The sequence below is a fragment of the Pannonibacter phragmitetus genome (genome assembly GCF_050510895.1).
In the GTDB taxonomy this organism is placed as follows: Bacteria; Pseudomonadota; Alphaproteobacteria; order Rhizobiales; family Stappiaceae; genus Pannonibacter; species Pannonibacter phragmitetus_B.
This window is the reverse complement of the sequence record NZ_JBNINT010000002.1, coordinates 163,178-187,049: the sequence shown is the minus strand read 5'-3', so window position 1 is coordinate 187,049 and position 23,872 is coordinate 163,178. Positions and strand designations below refer to the sequence as shown.

Genomic DNA, 23,872 nt, shown 5'->3' with positions numbered 1-23,872 from the left:
TGACTGGTCGCCCGAGTTTCCCCTCAAGGGGAGGGGGCGGGAGGCTGTGCCCTCACGGCGCGATGATCGGCTGGGCCTTCAGCAGCGGCTCCTGCGGGGTGGTGCCGGAGAACAGACTGCCGTGCTCGAACCAGGAGCGGGGGCAGGGGCGCCCCAGAGGGTCTGGCGCTGCGGGTCCTTCAGGTCCCACTTGATCGGCTCCAGATCCGGATCGACCGTCTGATAGTCGGAACAATAGATCTCGATGCGGTGGCCGTCGGGGTCGAGGATATAGAGGAAGAAGGCATTGGAAATGCCGTGGCGGCCGGGGCCGCGCTCGATGTTGGACACCCAGCCGGTGGTGGACATGAGGTCAAGAAGATCGATGATGTTGAGCGGCGTCGGCACCCAGAAGGCGGTGTGGTGCAGGCGCGGGCCGCGGCCGTTGGTAAAGGCCATGTCATGCACGCCGCCCTTGCGGTGCGTCCAGGCGGCCCAGAGCCGGCCCGTCTCCTCGTCCTCCGTATATTCGGTCACGCGGAAACCCAGCTCGTTGTAGAAGGCGACGGAGGCGTCCACATCGGGCGAGAAGCAGTTGAAATGGTCGATGCGCAGCGGCTTCACGCCCCGGTAAAGCGCATATTTCTGGTGGATTGGCGGCAGCCGGTCCATGCGGGCGTAGAACTCCAGCGGCGTGCCGAAGGGGTCTCGCGTGCGGAAGGTGCGGGACTGGAAGGGCCGCTCCACCCACTCCACCGGCAGGCCCTTGCCCTTGAAGAAATGCGCCGCCCGGTCCAGATCCTCCTCCGAAAAGACCTTGAAACCCAGATCGCGGGCCGAGGCCTCGTCCGATTGGCGCAGCACGATGCAATGGTGGCCGCGCTCCTCCATGGCACGCAGGTAGATGCAGCCCGCATCCTCATCGGTGACCTGAAGCCCCAGCGTGTCCACGTAGAAGGCGCGGGAGCGGGCAAGGTCCGTGACGGCAAATTCCACGTGGCTGAGGCGCACGATGTTGAAAGGCGGATAAAGGTTCGGTGCGGGAACGGGCATGACGGGTCTCCTCCCGGTCTTGCTGATATCTGGCGTAAACGGCGGTGGCGGCAGGCGGCTCAGCCGCCCAGCTTCGGGATGGTGTGGGCGCCGGTGGCAAAGGCGATGTTCTTGGTTTCCATGTAGAAATCAAAGGACCAGTCGCCGCCGTCCCGTCCGATGCCGGAGCTTTTCACCCCGCCGAAGGGGTGGGCAGGTGGCGGATGTTCTCCGAGTTCACCCAGATCATCCCCGCTTCCAGCGCCTCTGTGAACCGGAAGGCGCGGGTCACGTCCGAGGTCCACAGATAGCCGGTGAGGCCATAGGCCACGTCATTGGCCAGTGCGAGCGCTTCTGCCTCGTCCTGGAAGGGAATGGCCGTCAGCACGGGGCCGAAGATCTCCTCCTGCGCGATGCGCATGGAATTGCTGGCGTGTGTGAAAAGCGTGGGCGCCACATAGCAGCCGCCGCCGGGGCCCTCCGCCTTCTGTCCGCCTGCGGCAAGGGTTGCTCCTTCCGCCTTGCCGGTGGCGATGTAGTCCAGCACCTTCTTCTCGTGCACCGGATGGATCAGCGGGCCGATGACGGTGGCCGGATCCAGCGGATGGCCGACCTTGATGCGCCTCGCCTTTTCCGCGACGCGGGCGGTGAATGCGTCGTGGATCGAGGCTTCCACCAGCAGGCGGGAAGACGAGGTGCAACGCTCGCCGTTGAGCGAATAGATCATGAAGACCGCCGCATCGGCAGCCCGGTCCAGATCCGCATCGGCAAAGACGATCACCGGGTTCTTGCCGCCCAGCTCGAAATGCACGCGTTTCAGCGTCGCCGCCCCCTGCTGCATGATCATCGAGCCAGTGTGGCTTTCGCCGACGAAGCCGATGGCCTTGATCAGCGGATGCTCGGTCAGCGCCCGCCCGGCATCCTCGCCAAAGCCGTTGACGAGGTTCCACACGCCGGCGGGAAGCCCCGCCTCCTCGGCGATTTCCACCAGGATCCGGGCGGTCAGCGGCGACAGTTCGGCCGGCTTGTGCACCACGGTGCAGCCCGCCGCCAGCGCCGGGGCGATCTTCCAGGTGGAGAGCATGAAAGGCGTGTTCCAGGGCGTGATCACCCCCACCGGGCCAATCGGCACGCGGGTGGTGATGTTGACCTGACCGGGCGCCTGCAGGGCCTTGCCGTCGCGCGCTTCCGGGGCGCGGGCGGCGAAGAAGCGGAAATTCTCCGCCCCGCGCAGCGCCGCCTTGGCCATGAACTTCAGCGACTGGCCGGTGTCCATGCATTCCACCAGCGCGATTTCCTCCGCCCGCGCCTCGATGGCATCGGCAATGCGGTTCAGGATATCCCGCCGCGCCTCGCCGGAGAGGGCGGCCCAGGCCGGAAAGGCGGCCTTGGCGGCCTTTGCCGCCCGGTCGATATCCGCCGCCTTGCCATGGGCAACGCGGGCAAGCACCTTGAGATCCACCGGTGAGATGGTCTCGAACTGCGTGCCGTCCAACGCATCCACGTCTTCGCCGCCGATGCGGTTTTTCACGCCCGCCTCAAAGCGCGCCAGAAAAGCGCTGGCCCGGGCGATGTTGTCTTCCAGTGAGGGCATTGTCACTCTCCGGTTCCGGTCTGCATCTGGCGGATGCGGGGGTGGATGGCGTTGCGCTTCCAGCTCAAGGGGGCGCTGATCTCGCGGATTTCCAGCGACAGCATGAAGTGCGGGCTGGCGAACTGCGGCGCCAGAAAGGCACTGGCCGCAGCGAAGATGGCCTCTCCGGCGCGCTGGCGGTCCTCAAGGCTGCGGCCCTCGCCCATGCGCAGGGACATGTCGATGAAGCCGTTCTGCTCCAGCCGGTCGGCCACCACATGCACATCGCAGCGGAACCCGCGCACGCGCAGGGCCCCCAGCTCGAACAGCCCCGTCTCCAGAAGCGCGCCGGCGAGGCAGCTTGCAAAGGCAGGCATATCCACCCCGGCCTCCAGATTGGCCGAATAGTCAAAGGACAGATGCGGCATGGTTCTCCTCCCGGCCGGCTTGATAATTAACATGTTAAATGGTTTTGCAGGTCTGTCAACAGGGCAGTGTTTGCAGCGGGCGCGGCAAGAGGACCGCGCCTTCCTCTTGCCGCAGTGCCCATCTCCCCCTTGAGGGGGAGATGTCTGCGCCAGCAGACAGAGGGGGTGGCTGCGCTTCAGCACGGCATCACCTTTCGTATGAAAGGACAGCCCGTTACCCCCTCTGCCCCCTTCCGGGGGCATCTCCCCCTCAAGGGGGAGAGGAGTTGGAGCCTGACTGGAAGTCCGTTGTAAGCACTGCTCCAACAGGGGGATGGGGCGCTGAGAAGCCGTGCCGGGGTAACCAGTTTGCGGTCCTCCTCCGTGCGTCCAATCTAAACCCTGCCGTCAACAGGCGCTGGCTGCCGGTTTGCAAAAGCCGGTTTTCTGCCGCATAGAGGAAGCATGAAGCCCGCCGATACCGCCCCATCCGACGCTGATCAGGACGCGCTGCTGCCGCGTGACACCCGGCGCTCGCTGCCCATTGCCCTGCTGAGGGCGCGCGAGGCGCTGATGGCGCATTTCCGGCCCATGCTGGCGGCCCATGACCTGACCGAGCAGCAATGGCGGGTGATCCGTGTGCTGGGTGAGCGCGGCACGCTGGATGCCTCCGAGGTGGCGGACCGTGCCTTCATCCTGGCCCCGTCGCTGACACGCATCATCCGCACGCTGGAAGAGCGCGGCCTGATCCTCAAGGAGCGGGGCGAGACAGACGGCCGCCGGGTGATGCTGAGCCTCATGCCGGAGGGCCTGCGGATCATCGGCGAAGTGGCCCCCGAAAGCCGCCAGATCTACGCCAGCCTCGAAGCCCGCTTCGGCGCGGACTGGATCGCCGACCTGCTCGACCGGCTGGAATTGCTGTCGGATTTTAATGACGGGAACGGGGAAGCCTGAGGGCTGCAGTGGCAGCCGTTGTTTCAATGGCACGGCGTTTCAGGTCCAACGAGAGGGCCGTGTCTACAACGGACAGCCGGTCAGGCTCCAGCTCCTCTCCCCCTTGAGGGGGAGATGCCCCCGAAAGGGGGCAGAGGGGGTAACGGGCTGTCCAATCATACGAGAGGTGATGCCGTGCTGAGGCGCTGCCACCCCCTCTGTCAGCTGGCGCAGACATCTCCCCCTCAAGGGGGAGAGGGGCGCTGCGGCAAGACGAAGGCTCAAACCGTCTCCGTCCGCCCGCTTCAGCCCCACCCCTCACATATCCTTCACCAGCCGCAGCGCGTCGTAGATGGCGGCGTGGGTGTTGCGGGAGGCGATGGCGTCGCCGATGCGGAAGAGCTGGAAGGTGCCGCCGGGGTTGCGGCAGATCGCCTGCGGCTGGCCCTCGATCAGCGCTTCGTGTGACACTTCACCGAGATTGGACGAGAGGGGCTTCAGCTCGAAATAGAGATCGGCCAGCGGCAGGGTGCCGTGGTTGATCACCACCTGATCCACCGTCCGCGTCTGGCTGGCGCCGCCGTAATCGCTGCCCACATGGGCGGTGAGCTGGTTGCCCTGCCGCTCCACCGCCAGCAGGCGCCTGGTGACGGTGAAGCGTGTGTCCAGCTTTTGCAGGCTGCGCATGTAGGGCACCAGGTTCATGGCCATCACCTCCGGCGCAAAGCTGCGGTCGGGGGTCATGATCTCGACGCTGGCGCCCGTCCGTGCGATCAGTTCCGCCGCCTGCAATCCGCTGTGGTCGCCTGCATCGTCATAGACCAGCACCTGCCGCCCGGGCTTCACATCGCCGGAGAGAATGTCCCAGGCGGAGACCACCAGATCATTGCCTGTGCTCAGAACCTCCGTATCCGGCAGGCCGCCGGTGGCGATGATCACCACATCGGCGGCCTCCGCCAGAACATCGGCGCTTTCCGCCCATGTGTTGAAGCGGAAGGAGACGCCGAGCCGCTCGCATTCGGCCATGCGCCAGTCGATGATCGACAGCATCTCCCGCCGCCGTTCGCTCTGGGCGGTCAGGCGGATCTGGCCGCCGGGCCGGGCGGCTGCCTCGAACACGGTCACCTCATGCCCGCGCTCACCGGCCACCCGTGCGGCTTCCAGCCCGGCGGGGCCTGCGCCCACGATCACCACCTTGCGGCGGTGCGCGGCGGGGGCGATGTCATGCGGCATCGTCTCCTCGCGCCCGGTGGCGGCGTTGTGGATGCAGAAGGCAAGGCCGCCCTGATAGATCCGGTCGAGGCAATAATTGGCGCCGGTGCAGGGCCGGATGCGCTCTTCCTGCCCGGCGATGATCTTGCGCACCAGATGCGGGTCGGCCATGTGGGCGCGGGTCATGCCGACGAGATCCACCTTGCCGCTGGCCACCGCATGGCGGGCGGTGGCGACATCAGGAATGCGCGCCGCATGGAAGGTCGGCAGCTTCGTTTCCGCCCGGATGCTGCCGGCGAAATCCAGATGCGGGGCGCTGGCCATGCCCTGAATGGGGATCACGTCCGTCAGGCCCGCATCCGTATCGATATGGCCGCGCACCACATTGAGGAAGTCCACAAGGCCGCTGTCCTTCAGGCGGCGGGAGATTTCCAGCCCGTCCTCCGGCGTCAGCCCGCCGTCCAGCCGTTCATCGCCCGTGTAGCGGATGCCGACGATGAACTCCGGCCCGGTGCGCTTGCGGATCTCGCGCAGCACGTCGAAGGCAAAGCGCAGCCGGTTGTCGAGCGGACCGCCATAGGGGCCGTCCAGCGTGTTGGTCAGCGGCGACCAGAACTGATCCATCAGATGGCCATAGGCTTCCAGCTCGATGCCATCCATGCCACCGGCCTGCATGCGCTCGGCCGCATCGCCATAGTCCTTGATGATCCGCTCGATATCCCAGTCTTCCAGCTGCTTGGGAAAGGCCCGGTGTGCCGCTTCGCGCGCATGAGAGGGGAGACGACCGGCAGCCAGTCGCCCTTGTCCCAGCGGGTGCGGCGGCCCAGGTGGGTGAGCTGGATCATGATGGCCGCGCCCTGCTCATGCACCGCGTCCGTCAGCTCCCTTGTCCATTTCACCACCTCGTCCTTCCAGGCGAGGATGTTGTTGAACACGGGCGGGCTGTCGCGTGACACGGCGGCGGAACCGGCGGTCATCGTCATGGCCACCCCGGCCTTCGCCCGCTCCACGTGATAGGCGCGGTAACGGCCCTTGGGCATGCCGTCTTCCGGATAGGCCGGCTCATGCGAGGTGATGATGATCCGGTTGCGCAAGGTGAGATGCTTGAGCTGGAACGGCTGAAGAAGCGGGTCGCTGGACATGGGTCGTGTGCCTCTCTGGAAGGGCGGTTTTCTTCAGCAAAATGGAAATGTTCACTTGTGTCAAGTTTCAGTGCATGAGTGTCGTTTTCTTTGACGGGCCTGCGCCATCTGCTAGATTTGCGGCATGAAACAGGACACTGACATCACAGGTGAAACCGGCATCACGGGCGAAACCGGCTGGCGCGGCTCTGCGGACCTGTGGCTGGATGCGGCGCTTGAGGCGCTGCTGGACGCGGGCGTGGAGGCGGTGAAGATCCAGCCTCTGGCAAAGAAGCTCAGTCTGTCGCGCACCAGCTTCTACTGGTTCTTCAAGGACCGGGAGGCGCTTCTGGCCGCGCTGGTGGCGCGCTGGCGGGAGAAGAACACCGGCGCCATCCTCCGCCAGACGGGCGCCTATGCGGAGACGCTGGCCGAGGCGATGCTGAATGTCATCGATTGCTGGCTTGACCCGGCGCTGTTCGATTCACGGCTGGAATTTGCGCTGCGCAGCTGGGCGCTGCAATCGCCCGAGATCTTACAAGAGGTGCAGGAGGCCGACCGCCTGCGGCTGGAAGCTCTGACGGGCCTCTTCACCCGCTTCGGCATCAGCGGCGCAGAAGCGGACGTGCGCGCCCGCACGGTCTATCTCACCCAGACCGGCTATATCTCCATGCAAACGCAGGAAGACCTCGCCACCCGCATGCACCGCATCCCCGCCTATGTCACCATCTTCACCGGCCAGCCCCCAAACCAGCGCGAACTGGCAAGGTTTCATGCAAGGCATGGGTTTGCGGGGGAGGGGTGAGCAGAAGCAGGCGCTACGGCCTCTATAGGTCTGTGCGTGTTTTTGCTCGGTATGCGTCAGTACATCCTAAAGTGTATTCGAGTTAAAGATGCAATTTTGCTATATTCTTAGCGATTATTATTATCGAATTCCTCCTTTGGTAATTATAATAATTCTCGCATATCTAATGGAAATAAATTACTTGTATGCTGTAACATCAACTAAAACGATCAAATTTCCTGCTTCATCGAGTGTTATTGCCACTCCTGATACAGCTTTTAACTTCGTGGAGCCCGGCATTTTGAAGGAGCGATCCAACAGAAGGCCGTCTTCACTATCCCGCTCAGCCCCGAAGCCGCGTGCGATTTCTCCTGACGGATCTATGGCTATTATTGCGACGCTATCATTGGCCTCACCTAACAAGTAAATGAGACCATTATTGGAAATAGCGATATCCTTAAAGTAAGGGTAAAGAGCAGTCCTTGGACGAGAAGCGAACTCCAGAATCCTGCGGCCATCTCCACTAAAAGAGGAGTCCAGTGATCCGTCACTATTCAGGACAGCAATCGCAGGAAAGTTGAAAATTTCCCCCTGATTTGACCGGTTCTGAGCGTATAACAGGCCTAGGATATAAATTTTCCCATTTTTTATCTTCAGCTTCGTGCTCATAGGGCTTTGTTCGCCGAAGCCAAATACTGACACGCCATCCTTTCCGAATGTCTTGTCTAATCCGTCTCCGATTTCATTAATTCTTGCAACAAAGAGGCGTCTTTCTGCATCTGGACGGGTGTGGCCATAAACATAAATTTGACCGTTCTCTCCAACTGCTGTCCCCATGGGAACGGCTTCACCTAGTCCGAGCTGAATCTCCAGTGTCTTCTCAGTGCCATCAGGTGCAGCCGAGAATAAAAGAACGGGACCTTTGGCGTCGCCTTTACTGGGTCGCAGGAAGTAAGCAGTTCCGTCTTGCCCCAGTGATCCGATTGTTCCCTGGGAGATATCTGTTCGAGTCGCCAGACCTTCAACATTGAACGTGTGGTCGACGTATCCTGTCTCTTCCAGTCGCTGAACAAAAACACCTGGATCCGGCTTGTTGCCTTTCTCCCGAATTTCGCCGAAGACATGGAGGCGCCGTGACTTGTCGAGCGCTATAGCCGTGATATCTGAGGGGTACCAGCGCAGTGAGAAAGGTACCAGAAACTCAATTGCCCCCCATCCCTTTCCTAAGAAGCGATCGGCCAGCTTGTCGAATTCAAGAGAGTATTTTGCTAAAGCAATAGATCTTTTGTCTGCTTCGTCGCAGATTGCAGACAAATAAACTGACTTTCCAGATGTGGGGCCGCCATCCTCAGTAAAAGTCAGCGCTTTGGGGTAACATGTAGGCTTGATTTCCGGGAGTACGTAGCCTTTTCCTTTTTCAGAGGCATTGAAACTATCCACGACGCCTCCCGATGGTGAATAGACAGCGAGGCCCATCAAATGAATGTCATTTGTTGCCGCTTCGGATGCAAATAGCTGAGGCGTTCCTGTATGGATCCAAGCAAGAGAGAGAAATATTAAATTCAGTTTCTTGAATTTAGACATTTTGGATCGGCCTGCAATGAATTGGAAGTTAAACTATGGATTGTAAAGATAATGAGGGCAATAATTTTCCTCATTTGACGTATATGAATTTTGGCGGGAATTAAGCTCAAACCGAATATATTGCATGGCATTGACGGGTCTTTGCTGAACCTGAGGGAAATGTCGATCTGACGTTCTGCCTCGAGTGTCTTCATGCAAGGCAAGAGGTCGTTCTTGCTGCCTCATGAAAACGGAGCCATTCACCCGCCCGCCTTCTCCCTGATCCTCTCCAGCAGCGCGTCCACGTCTGCCATCAGGTCACGCGGGTCTTCGAGGCCTGTGCTGATGCGCAGGGCGGAGCGGGTGTGGTGCCAGCAGGGGTCTGTGCGGTCCTCGCGGATGGGCTGCGGTGCCATCAGGCTGTGGCTGCCGCCCCAGGAGGCGCCGATGGCGAATGTGGTGAGCCCGTTGAGGGCAGGGGCCACATGCGCCGCGGCCTCAGGGCGGAACAGTACGGAAAACACGCCGCTGACCCCGGCAAAGTCCCGCTTCCAGATCTCGTGGCCGGGGCATTCCGGCCGTGAGGGCAGCAGCACCGCCTCCACCAGATCATCTTCGGCAAAGCGGGCGGCCAGCTCCTGCGCCACCCGTCCGGCATGGGCAAGGCGCAGGGCCATGCTTTCCATGCTGCGCAGGATGTGGCTGGCGTCATCGGGCGAGACGCCGACGCCATAGCGGCCGAACTGGTTGCGCAAGCTCTGGGCCAGCGCTGGATCACGGACGCTGATGGAGCCCATGAGAATGTCCGACGTGCCGGAGAAATATTTGGTCAGCGCCTCGGTGACGATGTCGGCGCCATGCTCCAGCGGCTTGAACAAAAGCGGCGTCGCCCAGGTGTTGTCACACCCCACCAGCGCACCGGACCGGTGGGCCAGCGCGGTGATGGCGGGAATGTCCTGCACCTCCATGGTGGTTGAGCCGGGGATCTGCACCAGACGAGCCCCGTTTCCGGTGCCAGCCGGGCCTCCAGATCGCGCAGGGACAGCGGATCGAAAAATTCCACGCTGATGGACTGGCGGGCAAGATCCTGCAGGGCAAAGTCGCGCACCGGCGGATAGCAGGATTCGGTGATGAGCACCTTCTGTCCCGGCTTCAGCACCGCCAGCATGGCAAAGGCATTCGCCGCCTGACCGGACGGGGCAAGGAAGGTGTGGAGGCCACCTTCCAGCGCGTTGATCCGCGCCTCCAGCGCCCGCGTCGTCGGCGTGCCATGGAGCCCGTAGCTGTAGCCATCCAGCCCCCGTTCGCCGCGGCTTGCAAAGGCTTCCGCGGTGTCGAAGACGATGGTGGACGCCCGGTGCACTGGCGTGGTGAGGCTTGCAAAACCGTCCTCACGCACGGCAGGCTTGGTCACGCAACGGGTCATGTCATACATCTGGCAGCTCCTGAGCGAAGGGCAGGAAACCACGGCCCGGCGCTGCCGTCCAGCCGCAGCTTGCGTCTCTTTCCGCTATGCCATCCCGGCTCGCAAGGCTTCAGACAGTCCGGCTGCGTGAGAGCAGCCAGAGAAGATAGAACCCGCCGAGAAGGCCGGTTGTCAGGCCGATGGGCATGTTGATTTCAACGGGCAGGCGCTGGCTCAGCAGGTCGGCGGCCATCAGCAGAACCATCCCCATCAGCGCGGCGGAAAACACCGGGACATCAGGAGCACGGGTCAGCCGGCGCACCAGTTGCGGGGCGGCAAGGGCGATGAAGGCGACCGGCCCTGCGGCGGCCGTTGCAATGGCGGTCAGCGCCACGGCAGCCAGAACCATGGTCAGGCGCAGCCGCTCCGTCGAAAGGCCAAGCTGGCGGGCGGTGTCATCACCCATTTCAAGCAGGCAGAGCCTGCGTGCATGGATCAGCGTCAAGGGGGCGGCGAGGGCAAGCCCGGCAGCGGCCGGCAGCACATGCGCCCAGGTGCGCGTGCTGAGCGAGCCGGCGAGCCAGAGTTGGGCCGAGGCGGCCTGATCCAGATCCCCCATCACCAGCAGAACGGTGTTGACGCCGGAGAGCATGGCACCAAAGCCAATGCCGGTCAGCACGAGGCGGTAGCTGCCGGTTCTGCGCCCGCGCATCGACAGGACGAAGACCAGCGCCGCCGTTGCCATGCCCGAAAGCACGGCGGCAAGGGCCGTCTCTGCCGGTCCCGCATCGAAGAGGATGATCTGGACGATGGCCCCAGTTGCTGCCCCCGTGGTGAAGCCGATCACATCCGGCGAGCCAAGCGCATTGCGCGAGACCGACTGAAAGATGGCACCGGCCATGCCGAGCGAAGCGCCGACAAGCAGGGCCGTGAGCACCCTCGGCAGGCGCAGGCGCAGGATGATCCGGTCCACGGCAGGATCGGTGCCGGGGGAGAGCAGGCTGGCGGCGATGTCTCCCGTGCTGATCTTCAGCGAGCCTGTGGCCAGCAGCGCAAACATCAATCCAACGGCGAGGGCCGCCAGAAGGGCGCACATGGCGGCTGTGCGGGCGCGAAAGCGCAACGAAAGCCGGCCGGTGCGGAACGTGATCTGCGTGGATGGTTTCATCAGCGCCTCACATCTGCCGCAGGCGGATGCGCCGCACAATGGCAATGAAGAACGGTCCCCCGGCCAGCGAGGCGATGATGCCGGCGGCGACTTCGGCAGGCATGGCAATCAGGCGTCCGGCCACGTCCGCAGCGAGGAGCAGGATGGCCGCAATCAGCCCCGAGAGGGGCAGGATCCAGCGGTAATCCGGCCCGGTGATGCTGCGGGCAATGTGAGGGGCGGCGAGCCCGATGAAGCCGATGGGCCCTGCTGCGGCGGTTGCTGCGCCTGTCAGAAGCATGATGGCAAGGCAGGCAGAGGTGAACAGAAGCCTGGTGTTGACCCCGAGCGCCTGGCCCGTATCGCGGCCGAGTGCCAGCGCATTGAGCCCCGGTGCTAGGATCTGTGCAGTCACAAGGCCGCAGAGCGTGGCCAGTGCCAGCACGGTGGCGACGGAGAAGCTGCGGCCTTCAAAGGAGCCAGCGGCCCAGTTGCGGAAGCCGTCCAGCACTTCGGGCGGCGAATTGATGATGATGAGGGAAGAGGCAGAGCCAAGCATCACCGAAAGGCCGGCACCGGCCAGAACCAGCCGCACCGGATCTCGTGCCCGTTTCATGGGCCTGCCCCAGCACGAACACAGCCACACCAGCGAGGCCTGCACCGGCAAAGCCGAACCAGACATATTCCCAGATGCTGACAAAGCCGAAGAGGGAGATACCGGTCATGACGGCGAGGGCAGCACCCGCATTGATGCCCAGAAGGCCAGGTTCGGCCAGAGGATTGCGCGTCAGCGCCTGCATCAGCGCACCGGCTATTCCCAGCGCAAGGCCGGTGAGGAGCGCAACGCACATGCGCGGCAGGCGCAGGGACCAGATGATCAGATGCAGGTCGTTCTGCGCATCATACCGCAGCAGGGCCTCCAGAACGGCAGCGGGCGGCATGGGGCGCGAGCCGGCAAAAGGCTGGCCACGGCCCCCGGCAACAGAACGGCGAGCGCGGCGGCAAGCCAGATCTTGCGCCTTCGCCTGCCTGCTCCCGGCCTTGTTGCGGCTGGCGCTGTCCCTTCTGCCACGAGACTCATGGGTTGGCAGATCTGGGGCGGGCGAAACTGGCCGCGATTAGGCTCATGATCTCCTGCCCGGAATAATAGTCGATGCGGTGTGACGAGGGGCCAAGGGGATAGACCTGGCGGTTGCGCACCGCAGGCAGGTTGGCCAGCACCGGATCGGCGAGGAAAGCCTCAACGTCCTTGTCCGTCGCGCGCAGCAGGAAGACCGTTTCGCCCTGAATGGCGGCGGGCAGGTTTTCCAGCGAGATCAGGTCAAAGTCGGAGGAACGCGTCACCTGTCCGCGCATGCTGTCCGGCAGGCCAGCCACGGTCATGCCGAGAGAGGAAAGCAGCTGGGCGTGCGGGCTTTCCGGCTTGCCGATGGAGTAGCTGCCGCCAATGTTGTAGCCAACAATGCTGACGCTGCCTTTGGGCGGCACGATGGCCTTTGCCGTTCTGGCGGCCATGGCATCAAAGCGCTGGATGGCTGCTTCCGTTTCTCTCTCCCGACCGGTGGCTTCACCCAGCTGGCGGGCAACCGCCTGCCAGCTCTGGTTGGAATAGTTGATGACAATGACTGGCAGATCCTGCGCCTGCATCTCTGCCAGATGGGTCTTCACGCTGTCGGCACCCGTTGCCGACACCACCACCAGATCCGGCGCACTGCCAATCACGGCTTCCAGATCAAAGGCCAGATTGCTGTAAAGCACCTCCACCCCGCGTGCATCGGCTTCAGCCGCCCATTGCGAGAAGAAGCCCTTGCTGTCCGTAAGCGGGCCGGGCGTGGTGGCGGCACTGGCTGCGACCGGGGCATTCATCGCCAGCAGGATGCCCGTAAGGCTGGGAGTGGTGGACACGATCCGCTGCGGGGCGGAAGCCAGTACCAGCTCTCCGCCTTCGTGGGTGATGGTGCGCGGCCAGTCTGCGGCACTGCGGGCGGGTGCAGCGGCGCGGCAAGAAAGAGGGCCAAAGCCGCGAGAGCGGCAAACCGGGCGGTAAGGCTGGTCATGGGATGTCCGGTGTCTGCTTGGTCACACGGCCACCCCACAGCCTGCTGGCGCAGGTGGCCGTAATAAAATATGAGGAATATACTCCGTATTTGTATTTGTCCATATTGAAGAACGCATTCCGCGATGCGATACGTTCGACGCCCGCTCGCGGGGCCGCCAGAAAGGAAAGTCATGACGTCCCGGCTGCATGCCAACTCTCTGACCCTTGCCTATGAGGAGCGTTCCGTGTCGACGGATCTGACGGTGTCGGTGCCGGACGGGTCCTTCACGGTCATTGCCGGCCCGAATGCCTGCGGCAAGTCCACGCTTCTGCGGGCTCTGGCACGGCTGATGAAGCCGCTGGCCGGGGATGTCGTGCTGGACGGGCGCAGCATTGCCTCGCTGCCGGCGAAGGAAGTGGCCCGCCGCCTTGGCCTGCTGCCGCAAAGCCCGGTGGCTCCGGCGGGGATTACCGTTGCCGATCTTGTGGCGCGCGGCCGCTATCCGCATCAGAGCTTCCTGCGGCAATGGTCGCGGGAGGACGAGGCAGCCGTTGGCGCGGCCATGGAGGCGACACGGGTTTCACCGCTTGCGGACACGCTCGTCGATGAACTGTCCGGCGGCCAGCGCCAGCGCGTCTGGATTGCCATGGTGCTGGCGCAGGAGACGCCCATTCTCCTGCTTGATGAGCCGACAACCTTCCTCGACATTGCCCACCAGATCGAACTCATGGATCTGCTGGCGGATCTCAACCACAAGGGCCGCACGGTTCTGGCGGTGCTGCATGACCTCAACCATGCCTGCCGTTATGCCACCCACCTGATCGCCATGCGCGGCGGCAGCATCCGCGCCGAAGGCCCGCCTGCCGATATCATGACGCCCGAACTGGTCGAGGATGTCTTCGGCCTGCCCTGCGTCATCATTCCCGACCCCGTATCAGCCACGCCGCTGATCGTGCCGAAGGGCCGCCACCACGGCGCCTGAAAGCCCTGATCTTCCAAGGAACGCTTCATGACCCGGAAACAGATGCATATCGGACTTTGCCTGACAGGCACCTGGATGAACGGGCAGGAGCCGGAACCCGATGCCCTTGCGCACCATGTGGCCAACCCGCTGGCGCAGAGCATCGAGCTTGCGCAGGCGGCGGAACGGGCGAAGCTCGATTTCATCTTCAAGCCGGATACGCTGGGGGTGATGCCGCGCAAGGGCGCAGCCGCCCCATGCCGGGCCTCGACGTGACGCTGGTGATGGCGGCGCTGGCGCGGGAGACGAGCCATGTCGGCCTTGTCACCACCGCCTCCACAACCTTCAACCCGCCCTATGTCATCGCCCGCCAGATGCAGACCCTGCACTGGCTGAGCAATGGCCGGGCGGGGTGGAACATCGTCACCTCCATCGAGGGGGCGGAAAACTTCGGCTCGCAGCCGATGCCCGCGCCGGAAGAGCGCTACCGCAAGGCCGCTGAATTCACGCAGGCCGTGCGGGCGCTGTGGGACAGTTTCCCCTATGAGGCGCTGACCGGGGAAAAGTCCATGGCACCGGCAGCGCATGAGGGGAGTTCTTCTCTGTCGCCGGGCCGCTCAACGTGCCGGGCCATCCCGCCGGAAGCCCGCCGCTGTTTCAGGCCGGCGCGTCGGACGCAGGACGGGCCTTCTCCGCCTCGGTCGCCGATGCCACCTTTGCCGCAGCGCCCGACATGGCCGCCGCGCTGGATCTGCGGGCCGATCTGAGAGCCCGGGCCGAGGCCTGCGGGCGCAATCCCGATGCCATCAAGGTGCTGCCGGGGCTTTATTTCTTCCTTGCTCAAACGCGGGAGGAGGCCTGGGCCATGCACCGGCGCGCCCATGCGCATCTGACGCATGAACACAGGATCGAGTCGGTGCGGATGATCCTCGGCGCTGATCTCTCCGGCCATCATCTGCAGACCGTGATCACGCCGGATCTGCTGCCCGAGCCCGATCAGCCCGTGCGCAGCCGCACCCATGCGGATCTGCTGCGCCGTTACATCGAGCGCGAGCACCCCACGCTGGGCCAGCTGCTGGACCGGCCCGAAGTGGTGGGCTCGGCCCACTGGGTTTCCGTTGGCACGGTGGAGGATGTGATGGCCGACATCATCAGCTGGCACGAGGCCGGGGCCATCGACGGCGTCATCGCGCTTCCTGGCGGCTCACTGGACTCCTGCCGCCTGTTCCTTGAGGAGCTGGTCCCGGCCCTCGCGGCGAAGGGGCTGTTCCGCACGGATTATACCGGCAAGACCCTGCGGGAGCATCTGGCCGCCTGAGAGGCGCTGGCTTGTAATCTGGTCATTCCGGCACGGCGTTTCAGCTCCCTGTCCGCCAGGGGGTTACTGGTTGCACACATCGTGCAGGAAGACGCCACAGACGTTGCTTTGAGACTGGAAAAGGTAAGCAGTTTCAGAATTTTGCTTCACTGGCTGAGGCCTTTCATTTCCCCTCCCTTCAAGGGGAGGGGACTGAAATGCCATGCCGTGGAAACTACGGCTGCCACCTTGTGCCAAAGCCCTGAAACGCCGTCACCGGCAGCAAACACCGCCCGCCACTCACATCTGGCCCGAGTCCCGCGTGGCGTCCTGGGCTGCTGTAAACAGCGCATCGCGGTGATGCTCGATGTCTGCACGCTCGACGAAGGAGACGGTGGTGGCAACGCAGGCGATTTCGCCATGCACGTTGAACACGGGTGCGGCCTTACCCGTGAGGGCGGAAAACATGTGTTCCTCGAGATCGGCGCCGCCTTCCCTGCGGATCTGCTCCAGAATGCCGGCGCGGGGTGGCTTGCCCCGGAAGGAAGCGGGCTGCACCTTGCGCACGGCCTCAATCCGCTCCGCGTCCATATAGGCCTGAAACACCAGCCCGCAGGCGGAGTTGTCCAGTGGCAGCACATCGCCCAGCGACACGGTGCTGATGGAAAAGGCGGCACTGCGGTACCACTGGACGATGGTGGGGCCCCGGTCAGTCCAGATGGCGACGCCGCAGCTGGCGGCGATGCGCGCTGACAGTGCCCGCATGTGGCGTGCTGTGACATCCACCGGGCTGATCCGCCGCAGGGCGCTGACGCCGATGTTCAGCGCCGCTGGTCCCAGATCATAACAGCCCGTTTCCGCATCCTGCGAAACCAGCCCTTCCAGCACGAGGCTCTGCATGTAGCGGTGCGCCGTCGAGCGGCCCGTGTTGGCGCGGCGGGCCAGTTCGCCAAGGGGCAGGGCTCCATCGGAATGCGCCAGAATTTGCAGGAAGCGGGAGGCGATGGATACGGACTGGATCGTGCCCGAACGCTTCGCGCCCGTGCTGCCGCCATCCTCATCCAGCAGTTCCATCTCGTCTGTCATGCGGCCGGCCTCCCTCATCAAGTCCTCGCGGCTGTGCCCCTGGAGGGGTGCAACCTAGAGCATTTTCCGCGGCGGACGGAGTCTTCAATGCGTCCACATATGGCTGTTGCAGAAGTGTGACTCTGTTTCAAGAGACTTTGAGATGCCGAAATGTGGAACACATTCCCTATTGCGGAACATATTCGACCTGCGCTAATTCAACATGAGTATGAAACTCATAAATTGGGCGGGGCCATCTAATGTCTGGAAGCCGTGTTTATCTCAATGGCGTGAGCCTGCTTGCGCTGTCTCTTTTAGTGGCCGCACCGGCAGCCGCGCAGGATGCCGCACAAGCCGCAGGGCCTGTGACGGAGCTGAAGAAAATCATCATCACCGGTGAAAAGGTCGAGCGTGACCTGAAGAACACCGCCAGCTCCGTCTCGGTCGAGGACAGTGAGGAGATCAACAAGGAGAAGGCAGGCGACGCGACCGTGCCGGAAGTGATCGCCGATGTTCCGAACGTCGTCTTCCCCGACAGCGTCAGTGCGCCGGTCATTCGCGGTCAGGACACGCAGGGGCCCAATACGGGTGCGACGGCCTTTTTCGCCGGCACGGTTCCCCGGGCGACGATCAATGTGGATGGCCACTATCTGACCTACAACGAATTCTACTTCGGCAGCTCATCGGTCTGGGATGTGAACACGATCGAGGTGTTCCGCGGACCTCAGACCACCTCGCAGGGGGCGAATGCGATTGCCGGTGCGATTGTCGTCAACACCAAGGACCCGACTTTCACCCCGGAGGCCGCCTATCTGGCCGAAATCGGCAGCTACAACACCCGCCGTGCTGCTGCGGTTCTGTCCGGGCCGCTGATCGCAAACCAGCTCGCCGCGCGCCTTTCGGCGGATTATTCGGGGCGCGACACCTTCATCGACTATGTGAATTCGCGCTTTCAGGGCAACGGCACCAACCAGAACTTCGAGGCCTTCAACACGCGCCTGAAGCTGCTTTGGGAGCCGGAGGAGCTGCCGGGGCTGACGGCCAAGTTCACCTATGCCTACACCTTCAGCAACCGGCCGAGCCAGGAAGCTGCGTCCGCGCCATATGAGGACCTGAACCACGTCACCACGACAATGCCGACATGGGACCAGTACACCCACTATGGTGTTCTGGACCTTGGCTATGACTTCGGCAACGGCTGGCAGGTGTTCAATAAAGCCCATGTCTCCGACACCTATGCCAACCGTACGACCGGCGTCGTGAACAACGGTGATGCGGGCGTCTGGCAGACCAACGTGTCCGACGAAATGCGCGTGACATATGGGGATCAGGAAGACGTGATCAGCGGCATGGCCGGCGTCTACTATTCCCACAGCGATCAGGACGAGATCCTCTATCTGAGCGGCATTTCGACCTTCGATGACACCAAGCAGAACCTCGGTGTTTTCGGTGAAACCAGCTACCGCCTGACGGACCGGCTGACGCTGACGGGCGGCCTGCGCTTCCAGAGCGACCGGATCCAGCGTGAAGGGCTTTCCGTCTATGCCCCCACCCGTGTCAATTTCGACGAGACGTTCAACGCCGTTCTGCCCAAGGCCAGCCTTGCCTATGCGCTGACGCCGGACTGGACCGTTGGCGGCATGGTCAGCCGTGGCTACAATCCGGGCGGTGTCTCACTCAACATCAGCGCCCGCAAGTGGATGACCTTCGAGGAGGAAACCTCCTGGAACTACGAGGTGTTCACCCGCATGAGCCTGCTGGATGACCGGCTGATGCTGAACGGCAACGTGTTCTACACGGATCTCAAGAACGCCCAGTACAACATTCCGGTGGTGATTTCGTCCGGCGTTGCCCAGTCCTACACGATCAACGCCGAAAAGGCTCATTCCTATGGCCTGGAGCTGAGCGGGGATTACAAGCTGCTCGACAACCTGATGCTGCGGGCAAGTGCGGGCCTGCTGAAGACGCAGATCGACGAGATCTCCAGCAACGTTGCCTATGAGGGCAACGAGTTTGCCAAGTCGCCCGGCTACATGCTGACCTTCGGCCTGAGCTGGGACGTGACGGACAAGCTGAACCTGTCTGGTCAGGTCCGCCATCTCGATGGCTATTTCTCCGACACGGCCAACACGGCAGCCTATGCCATCGACCCCTATACGGTGGCTGATGTGCGGGCCTCCTATCAGCTGCGTGAGGCTTTCCAGCTTTATGGCTACGTCAAGAACGTCTTCGACGAGCGCGCGCCCACCTACAAGCAGCAGAACCGCGGCATCGGCGGCACGGAAGCCAGCATGACCGAGCCGCGCATGTTCGGCATCGGCATCAAGGGCACCTTCTGACGGCAAGGTCCGGCGGGCTTGATTGAACACCCGGCGGGTCTGGCCCGCCGGGTGTTTGCGCTAGCGGCAGGGAAAGACCCCAGACACTGCCCGGATGCAGGTCTTGTCAGCGCAGGGAAGGGCCAGCCCAGCGGGAGGTCAGCGGCAGTCCCGGGCGATCAGGCCGAGGCGAACCCCGTCCAGAGTGATCAGCTGCATATGATAGGTGGTGCCGTTGAATTCGATTGCCCTGGTGCCCGGCGCTTTGGGGGAGCCTGTGTCCACGCTGTAATAGACTTCAGGGCCCAGGTTCAGCGGCGACAGGGACAGGGCTTCGCCGGACCCCGCTTCGACATAGCGAATCTTGTCTTCTGCTGTGTTGATGAAATTGAAGCGCACAGGATGGGGGCATGTGTTGGAGAGCGTTATCGGCTCCGCCGTACTCGCTCTGGTGCTATCGAGAGGAAAACGGGTGGCGCCTGCTGCAAGCTTTCCGTCTCCTGCGGCAGTCATGTGGGCGAAATCGTCGTCGCTGAAGAAGCTGCCAGACACCGTGATCCGGTACATCTTCTCTTCACCGGCCGTCTTTGGAGGGATCACGGCTTCGCGGTAGCCGATGAATCCGGCAAGGCGCATCTTGCCGTCCTTGTTCGGCACCCTCAGCAAGCCGCCCTGATCGGAGAGATCGCTTAGCGCCAGCTGGTACATGCCCTCAAAAGTCAGAGGCAGGGCCAGCAGCTTGTCATCCTTGAAGGTTGGGCCGTCACTGCTCCAGTAGCGCAAGCCCTTCACCTCATTCGGAAAGGCCAGATCATGCGAGGGGATCGTCTGCTCGGCAAAGGCAGGGGGATTGCTGGTGCTGATCGTCAGGTATCCGGACAAGCCGGTTTGTTTGCCGGGCTTTCCGCCTCCCGCCGCAGGTTCAAGTTCTGCCAGCGCCACCGCATTGTCCGCAGAGCCGAAGCCCCAGTAGTACATCGCCTTGATGGGGAAGCTGTATTCCGTGATCAGTCCGCCGCTGGCATCACGAAACAGGAAATCGGCCCGTGCCCGGCTGCCAGACGGCGTTTCCGCCACCATTTCCCGGCTGAAGCACGCTGCGTCAAAGGCTGCGAAGGTATCCGCAATCATCGCCGCCCCGCAGTTGCGGTCCCGGTTGGCATTGCTGAACACCGGCACCGTCCGGTCCTTCAGCACGATCATGCCTTGCCCCGGAAACACAGCCCCCAGTCCTCGCGCGGGGCGAGATCAGCCGGATTGACCTTGACGGCCGCCATCGCGTTCTTGCTCAGCGGGCCGGAATAGGGGCTCGTGAAATGATCGTAGGCGACCCAGCCAACGAGGGCGAAGCTGGCGAGCAGTGCCAGATCGCCAAACCCGAGGCGCGGCTTCCGTGACACTTTGGCGGCTTTTGCGGCCGGGTCCGGCGCGGCCTCTTTCTTCCCCGGTTCCGGCTTTTGCGGCGCTGCGGCGGGGGCTGGTCTGCTGCCGGCTTGCTGGCCTCTTCCCGCAAGGGAGCTGCTTCGCCCGGTGTATGCACAGGCGCGGCCGCTTCCTGGCGCAGCACCAGCAGGGCCTTGCGCTCCTTCAGCCTGTCGCCCCGTGCCACTTCCGCAGTGTCAATGATGCCGGGAAAGGGCGCTGAAATATTGATCCAGCCTGAGGCTGCATTCAGAACCGCGATGACCTCCTCTTTCCTGACGTAGTGGTCCTTGCGGTCTTCCACCCAGATCACCGTGAGCGGATATTCTGCGTCAGTGGGAGGAAAAATCTGAAACTTTGCCACGCATGCCCCCACGCATGATTCACTGTGGCAGCAGTATTGCCTTTGAATACAGGCCTGACAACGCCGGAACGCTGCCGCCCGGTCAAACCGGGCAGGTTACAGAGACTTGCGGTAAGACTGCTCTGCCGTAGCCAGATCCCACGAACAGACAACGCAGTTGCGCCCGCGCTCCTTGGCTGCATAGAGGGCGGCATCGGCGCGCCTGAGAGCATGCTTGATGCTGAACTCGCCGTCTTTCACCACGGTCACGCCAAAGCTGGCGGTGATGTTGACCGTCTCCGGCAGGTATTTCGACAGCCGGTCGCGGGGCAGTGTGGCAATGCACTGCCGCAGGCGCTGCGCCACCTTTTCGGCCACACCCGGGGTGTGCCGGGCAGCAGGACGGAAAATTCCTCGCCGCCGATGCGCGAAAAACGTCATCCTCGCGCAGGGAGGACTGACAGATCCGGCTCACCTCTTTCAGCACCTTGTCACCGGCGGCATGGCCATAGGTGTCGTTCAGCTTCTTGAAGAAATCGAGATCGAAGACGATCAGCGCGTTTTGTTGGCCGTCTCCGTTTTCGCCTGACAGCAGGGCACGGCTGCGCCGCTCGAAGGCGCCACGCCCGGCAGCTCCCGTCAGCCAGTCCTTGTCGGCCACACGGCGCAGCTCGAGATTGTGCATGACGATGGCCGCCAGCTGCTGCAGGATTGCCTCGTCGCGGGGCCCAAAATTGCGGGGCTTGCGGTCAAAGATGCTGACTGTGCCGATCCGCACGCCGCCGGGGGCAATCAGCGGCGCACCAGCATAGGCGCGCAAGTGGTCCGGGCCGGTGACATAGGGATTGTCCCGCGTCCGCTCGTCCGCCATGGCGTCAGGGATCAGCAGAGCTTCATCCGAAAGGACCGTGAAGCGGCAGATGGCATGCTCTATTGGCGTCTGGCGCGGCTCAAAGCCTGGATGGGACTTGAACCACTGCCGGTCCTTGTCGAGGAAGCAGATGACGGCAGCTGGTGCCTCGAAAATCGTGCGCGCGAGCTCGGTGATCCTGTCGAACCCGGCTTCATAGCCGCTGTCGAGGATCTGATATCCATCCAGGATTTTCTGCCTGTCCACGTCCTGCATTTCCACCCGCCTCTCCAGGCTCTCCGGAGGAGCATAGATAGGTACTGCTTAAAAACTGTTCCATCTCCGGCATGCAAACTGTCTGGATCTGACGCTTGCGGCAGGGAAGACGCGCACACTGCATGAGCTGCGCCGGACCTTGCGCGAAGCTTGCCAATCTTGTGGCTGCAACCGCAAAACAATCGAGGGGTTGCTTTACAGAGCGGCTTGGCAAAAGTACGAGGGCGTCGAATTCGTGGTTGCAAGAGACTGACGCCCGGACACTCATGACGTGCAGCGGAAGCCAGGGCAGGTGTCTTCCGCTGAGTGGAAATTACAGGGAATAGACGCCTTGTTTCAGATGTACCTGCCCGCTGCGCGCGTGCTCACACGTGCGCGGCGAATGGCCTCCTTTTGCCTTGCCAATGCCTCTCGTGGCCTCTCCCGCCTGCTGGCTGGAGCGGGTCTTGCGGTGATGCTGGCGGCTGCTGCGGGCGTCGGCACGGCTTTGGCTCAGAGTGTGCCCGAGGAAGCCTTGCGGCAGAGCGAGGATCTGCAGCGGCGGCAGCAGGATTTTCTGGACCAGCAGGAGCGCCTGTTCCGGCAGGTGGCCCCGCCACAGCGTGAGTCCGCCGCGCCGCGTGAGGATGCAGGCGCCCTGCCCGAGGGCGGAACCTGCATTCCGGTGAAGCGTGTGATTTTCAGCAAGGCCAGCGTTTTTGAGCTGGGGCGGCTGCAGAAACTCGTGCCGGACCGTGATTGCCTCGGCATCGCGCAGATTTCCACCATCGTCCGCGACGCGACCAACCTTTATGTCGATGCCGGCTTTGTGACCTCGCGTGCGTATCTGCCGGAGCAGGACCTTTCCACCGGCGAGCTGCGCATCGAGGTGCTGGAGGGGCGGGTCGAGACGGTCGAGATCCGCCAGAACGGCGAGGTGCGCCAGCGCGGCCATGGCGCTCTGCCCGGCGTCACGGGCCAGATCCTCAACATCCGCACCATCGAGCAGGGGCTGGACCAGATCAACGGCCTGTCCTCGAAGGACGCAAAGATCAGCCTCAAGCCCGGCGCAGAAGCCGGTTTCAGCATCGTCGTGGTGGAGATCACCGCCAAGCGCCCCTGGCGGGCAAGCGTTGCAGTGGATAATTCCGGCTCGGAAAGCACGGGCGACCTGCAGCTTGAAGGTTCCTTCACCGTCGAGGACCTGTTCGGCCAGTTCGAAACCCTGTCGCTGGTGCACAAGCGCAGCGATCCTTCGCTGGGTGAGCCGAAGGCCAGCGAGAGCACCTCCCTGCAGATTGCCGTGCCGCGCGGCTTCTGGACGTGGCGCTGGTCGTCCTCCTTCTTCCAGTATTCCTCGGAAGTGGAAGGCCAGCTGCAGAGCTTCCGCACCTCCGGCACCAACTGGACGCACAAGGGTGAGATCGAGCGGCTGCTCTGGCGCGATCAGGTGAGCAAGACTTATGCCCGTGTCAGTGTCTCGGTGAAGGATGCGCGCAACTATCTGGAGGAGACGAAGCTCGACACCTCCAGCCGCATTATCAGCGTGCTGCGCGGCGAAGTTTCGCACACCCGGCAGATGCTGGGCGGCAGCCTGACGCTGCAGGCGGGGCTTGATCAGGGCACCACCTGGTTCGGCGCGGCAAAGGACAGGCTGGCGGAGGCGGGCGCTCCAAGGGCGCAGTTCCTCAAGAGCGACGGTGAGATCAGTTTCTTGCGCGGCTGGCAGATTGGCGGTGTGCAGGTGGTGGCCAGCACCCGCCTTGCCGCACAACACAGCCCGGATCTGTTGTGGAGTTCCGAACAGCTGAGCCTTGGCGGCAGCTCCACCGTGCGTGGTTTTGACGGGCAATCCCTCTCGGCGGTCAACGGGCTTTACAGCCGCAACGAACTGTCGGTGACACCGCCGCTCATCCCCGAAAACCTGGCGAAATACGCCGGTCAGCTCAGCCTCTTTGCCGGGCTCGACAGCGGCTGGCAGTTGCCCGGACCCGGCGCCTTTGAGGGGCAGGAGCATGTGCTGGGCGCAGCTCTCGGTGCCCGGCTGCAGGGCGGCATCGTCTTCGGCGAAATCTCCTACGAGCGGGCGCTTCAGGCGCCGCGCTCCTTCTCCAGAGAGCCTGTGCTGCGCCTGCGCGCCGGGCTCACGCTCAGCAATTTCTAAGA

17 protein-coding genes and 5 pseudogenes are annotated in these 23,872 nt (G+C 63.1%); 8 read left to right on the top strand and 14 right to left on the bottom strand.

What is annotated here, in order from left to right; translation table 11 throughout:
* Positions 1 to 52: 52 nt before the first annotated feature.
* The 3 genes and pseudogenes from hpaD to ACQB61_RS22140 form a co-directional block, all read right to left on the bottom strand.
* A pseudogene (gene hpaD / locus ACQB61_RS22150) lies at positions 53 to 1,032 on the bottom strand (3,4-dihydroxyphenylacetate 2,3-dioxygenase).
* A gap of 59 nt (positions 1,033 to 1,091) precedes the next feature.
* Positions 1,092 to 2,605: pseudogene (gene hpaE / locus ACQB61_RS22145) on the bottom strand (5-carboxymethyl-2-hydroxymuconate semialdehyde dehydrogenase).
* A gap of 2 nt (positions 2,606 to 2,607) precedes the next feature.
* Complete coding sequence (locus ACQB61_RS22140) at positions 2,608 to 3,012, bottom strand: 5-carboxymethyl-2-hydroxymuconate Delta-isomerase (RefSeq protein ID WP_430514582.1); 405 nt, start codon at positions 3,010 to 3,012, stop codon at positions 2,608 to 2,610.
* 444 nt (positions 3,013 to 3,456) lie between these two features.
* Here ACQB61_RS22140 and hpaR point away from each other — a divergent pair, with 444 nt between their 5' ends.
* Positions 3,457 to 3,945: a homoprotocatechuate degradation operon regulator HpaR gene (gene hpaR, locus ACQB61_RS22135; protein WP_430514581.1), complete on the top strand. Its 489-nt coding sequence runs from the start codon at positions 3,457 to 3,459 to the stop codon at positions 3,943 to 3,945.
* A gap of 297 nt (positions 3,946 to 4,242) precedes the next feature.
* Here the strand turns inward: hpaR and ACQB61_RS22130 are convergent.
* A pseudogene (locus ACQB61_RS22130) lies at positions 4,243 to 6,278 on the bottom strand (NAD(P)-binding protein).
* 124 nt (positions 6,279 to 6,402) lie between these two features.
* On the opposite strand from ACQB61_RS22130, the gene ACQB61_RS22125 reads away from it, so the two are divergent.
* The gene (locus ACQB61_RS22125) at positions 6,403 to 7,062 is read left to right on the top strand and encodes a TetR/AcrR family transcriptional regulator (protein ID WP_430514580.1); all 660 of its coding nucleotides are present in this window, start codon (positions 6,403 to 6,405) and stop codon (positions 7,060 to 7,062) included.
* Between the two features lie 177 nt (positions 7,063 to 7,239).
* Here the strand turns inward: ACQB61_RS22125 and ACQB61_RS22120 are convergent, their stop codons facing one another.
* The 6 genes and pseudogenes from ACQB61_RS22120 to fepB all read right to left on the bottom strand — a co-directional run bounded on the left by ACQB61_RS22120 (position 7,240) and on the right by fepB (position 13,091).
* Positions 7,240 to 8,625 carry a hypothetical protein gene (locus ACQB61_RS22120; RefSeq protein WP_430514579.1) on the bottom strand — a complete coding sequence of 462 codons (1,386 nt, stop codon included), beginning with the start codon at positions 8,623 to 8,625 and terminating at the stop codon, positions 7,240 to 7,242.
* A 239-nt stretch (positions 8,626 to 8,864) separates the two neighbouring features.
* Positions 8,865 to 10,039: pseudogene (locus tag ACQB61_RS22115) on the bottom strand (trans-sulfuration enzyme family protein).
* 100 nt (positions 10,040 to 10,139) lie between these two features.
* Positions 10,140 to 11,177 carry a FecCD family ABC transporter permease gene (locus tag ACQB61_RS22110; RefSeq protein WP_430514578.1) on the bottom strand — a complete coding sequence of 346 codons (1,038 nt, stop codon included), beginning with the start codon at positions 11,175 to 11,177 and terminating at the stop codon, positions 10,140 to 10,142.
* 7 nt (positions 11,178 to 11,184) lie between these two features.
* On the bottom strand, positions 11,185 to 11,715 hold the full coding sequence (locus tag ACQB61_RS22105) for a FecCD family ABC transporter permease (protein WP_430514629.1): 531 nt from the start codon (positions 11,713 to 11,715) through the stop codon (positions 11,185 to 11,187).
* Complete coding sequence (locus ACQB61_RS22100; protein ID WP_430514577.1) at positions 11,627 to 12,097, bottom strand: FecCD family ABC transporter permease; 471 nt, start codon at positions 12,095 to 12,097, stop codon at positions 11,627 to 11,629. Before ACQB61_RS22100 ends, ACQB61_RS22105 begins: the two co-directional genes overlap by 89 nt.
* A gap of 136 nt (positions 12,098 to 12,233) precedes the next feature.
* Positions 12,234 to 13,091: a Fe2+-enterobactin ABC transporter substrate-binding protein gene (gene fepB, locus ACQB61_RS22095; RefSeq protein ID WP_430514628.1), complete on the bottom strand. Its 858-nt coding sequence runs from the start codon at positions 13,089 to 13,091 to the stop codon at positions 12,234 to 12,236.
* A gap of 294 nt (positions 13,092 to 13,385) precedes the next feature.
* Between fepB and ACQB61_RS22090 the strand changes: the two genes are divergently transcribed.
* The 4 genes and pseudogenes from ACQB61_RS22090 to ACQB61_RS22075 all read left to right on the top strand — a co-directional run bounded on the left by ACQB61_RS22090 (position 13,386) and on the right by ACQB61_RS22075 (position 15,474).
* Entirely contained in the window at positions 13,386 to 14,177 is a 792-nt protein-coding gene (locus tag ACQB61_RS22090; protein ID WP_430514576.1) for an ABC transporter ATP-binding protein, read from the top strand.
* A 27-nt stretch (positions 14,178 to 14,204) separates the two neighbouring features.
* Positions 14,205 to 14,432: a hypothetical protein gene (locus ACQB61_RS22085; RefSeq protein ID WP_430514575.1), complete on the top strand. Its 228-nt coding sequence runs from the start codon at positions 14,205 to 14,207 to the stop codon at positions 14,430 to 14,432.
* Positions 14,414 to 14,644 (top strand): annotated as a pseudogene (locus ACQB61_RS22080) (LLM class flavin-dependent oxidoreductase); the annotation flags it as partial. The gene ACQB61_RS22085 and the pseudogene ACQB61_RS22080, both read left to right, overlap by 19 nt.
* Positions 14,645 to 14,778: 134 nt before the next feature.
* Positions 14,779 to 15,474 carry an LLM class flavin-dependent oxidoreductase gene (locus tag ACQB61_RS22075; protein ID WP_430514574.1) on the top strand — a complete coding sequence of 232 codons (696 nt, stop codon included), beginning with the start codon at positions 14,779 to 14,781 and terminating at the stop codon, positions 15,472 to 15,474.
* Positions 15,475 to 15,753: 279 nt separating this feature from the next.
* On the opposite strand, the gene ACQB61_RS22070 is transcribed toward ACQB61_RS22075, so the two are convergent.
* Entirely contained in the window at positions 15,754 to 16,539 is a 786-nt protein-coding gene (locus ACQB61_RS22070) for an IclR family transcriptional regulator (protein WP_430514573.1), read from the bottom strand.
* Between the two features lie 239 nt (positions 16,540 to 16,778).
* On the opposite strand from ACQB61_RS22070, the gene ACQB61_RS22065 reads away from it, so the two are divergent.
* Entirely contained in the window at positions 16,779 to 18,857 is a 2,079-nt protein-coding gene (locus ACQB61_RS22065; protein ID WP_430514572.1) for a TonB-dependent receptor, read from the top strand.
* Positions 18,858 to 18,995: 138 nt separating this feature from the next.
* Here ACQB61_RS22065 and ACQB61_RS22060 read toward each other — a convergent pair whose 3' ends face one another.
* The 3 genes from ACQB61_RS22060 to ACQB61_RS22050 form a co-directional block, all read right to left on the bottom strand.
* The gene (locus tag ACQB61_RS22060) at positions 18,996 to 20,039 is read right to left on the bottom strand and encodes a hypothetical protein (RefSeq protein WP_430514571.1); all 1,044 of its coding nucleotides are present in this window, start codon (positions 20,037 to 20,039) and stop codon (positions 18,996 to 18,998) included.
* Positions 20,036 to 20,236, bottom strand: a complete 201-nt coding sequence (locus ACQB61_RS22055) for a hypothetical protein (protein ID WP_430514570.1) — start codon at positions 20,234 to 20,236, stop codon at positions 20,036 to 20,038. Before ACQB61_RS22055 ends, ACQB61_RS22060 begins: the two co-directional genes overlap by 4 nt.
* A 468-nt stretch (positions 20,237 to 20,704) precedes the next feature.
* Positions 20,705 to 21,727, bottom strand: coding sequence for a sensor domain-containing diguanylate cyclase (locus tag ACQB61_RS22050; protein WP_430514627.1), 1,023 nt, complete (start codon positions 21,725 to 21,727; stop codon positions 20,705 to 20,707).
* 382 nt (positions 21,728 to 22,109) lie between these two features.
* Between ACQB61_RS22050 and ACQB61_RS22045 the strand changes: the two genes are divergently transcribed.
* Positions 22,110 to 23,870 (top strand): ShlB/FhaC/HecB family hemolysin secretion/activation protein, encoded by a 1,761-nt coding sequence (locus ACQB61_RS22045; protein ID WP_430514569.1) that lies wholly within the window; start codon positions 22,110 to 22,112, stop codon positions 23,868 to 23,870.
* Positions 23,871 to 23,872: the final 2 nt, after the last annotated feature.

Excerpts from the sequence above, each read along its gene's own strand:
- ACQB61_RS22140 (WP_430514582.1), bottom strand. The coding sequence starts at position 3,012 with ATGCCGCATCTGTCCTTTGACTATTCGGCCAATCTGGAGGCCGGGGTG.
- hpaR (WP_430514581.1), top strand. The coding sequence starts at position 3,457 with ATGAAGCCCGCCGATACCGCCCCATCCGACGCTGATCAGGACGCGCTG.
- ACQB61_RS22125 (WP_430514580.1), top strand. The coding sequence starts at position 6,403 with ATGAAACAGGACACTGACATCACAGGTGAAACCGGCATCACGGGCGAA.
- ACQB61_RS22120 (WP_430514579.1), bottom strand. The coding sequence starts at position 8,625 with ATGTCTAAATTCAAGAAACTGAATTTAATATTTCTCTCTCTTGCTTGG.
- ACQB61_RS22110 (WP_430514578.1), bottom strand. The coding sequence starts at position 11,177 with ATGAAACCATCCACGCAGATCACGTTCCGCACCGGCCGGCTTTCGTTG.
- ACQB61_RS22105 (WP_430514629.1), bottom strand. The coding sequence starts at position 11,715 with ATGCTTGGCTCTGCCTCTTCCCTCATCATCATCAATTCGCCGCCCGAA.
- ACQB61_RS22100 (WP_430514577.1), bottom strand. The coding sequence starts at position 12,097 with ATGCCGCCCGCTGCCGTTCTGGAGGCCCTGCTGCGGTATGATGCGCAG.
- ACQB61_RS22090 (WP_430514576.1), top strand. The coding sequence starts at position 13,386 with ATGACGTCCCGGCTGCATGCCAACTCTCTGACCCTTGCCTATGAGGAG.
- ACQB61_RS22085 (WP_430514575.1), top strand. The coding sequence starts at position 14,205 with ATGACCCGGAAACAGATGCATATCGGACTTTGCCTGACAGGCACCTGG.
- ACQB61_RS22070 (WP_430514573.1), bottom strand. The coding sequence starts at position 16,539 with ATGACAGACGAGATGGAACTGCTGGATGAGGATGGCGGCAGCACGGGC.
- ACQB61_RS22065 (WP_430514572.1), top strand. The coding sequence starts at position 16,779 with ATGTCTGGAAGCCGTGTTTATCTCAATGGCGTGAGCCTGCTTGCGCTG.
- ACQB61_RS22060 (WP_430514571.1), bottom strand. The coding sequence starts at position 20,039 with ATGATCGTGCTGAAGGACCGGACGGTGCCGGTGTTCAGCAATGCCAAC.
- ACQB61_RS22050 (WP_430514627.1), bottom strand. The coding sequence starts at position 21,727 with ATGCAGGACGTGGACAGGCAGAAAATCCTGGATGGATATCAGATCCTC.
- ACQB61_RS22045 (WP_430514569.1), top strand. The coding sequence starts at position 22,110 with ATGGCCTCCTTTTGCCTTGCCAATGCCTCTCGTGGCCTCTCCCGCCTG.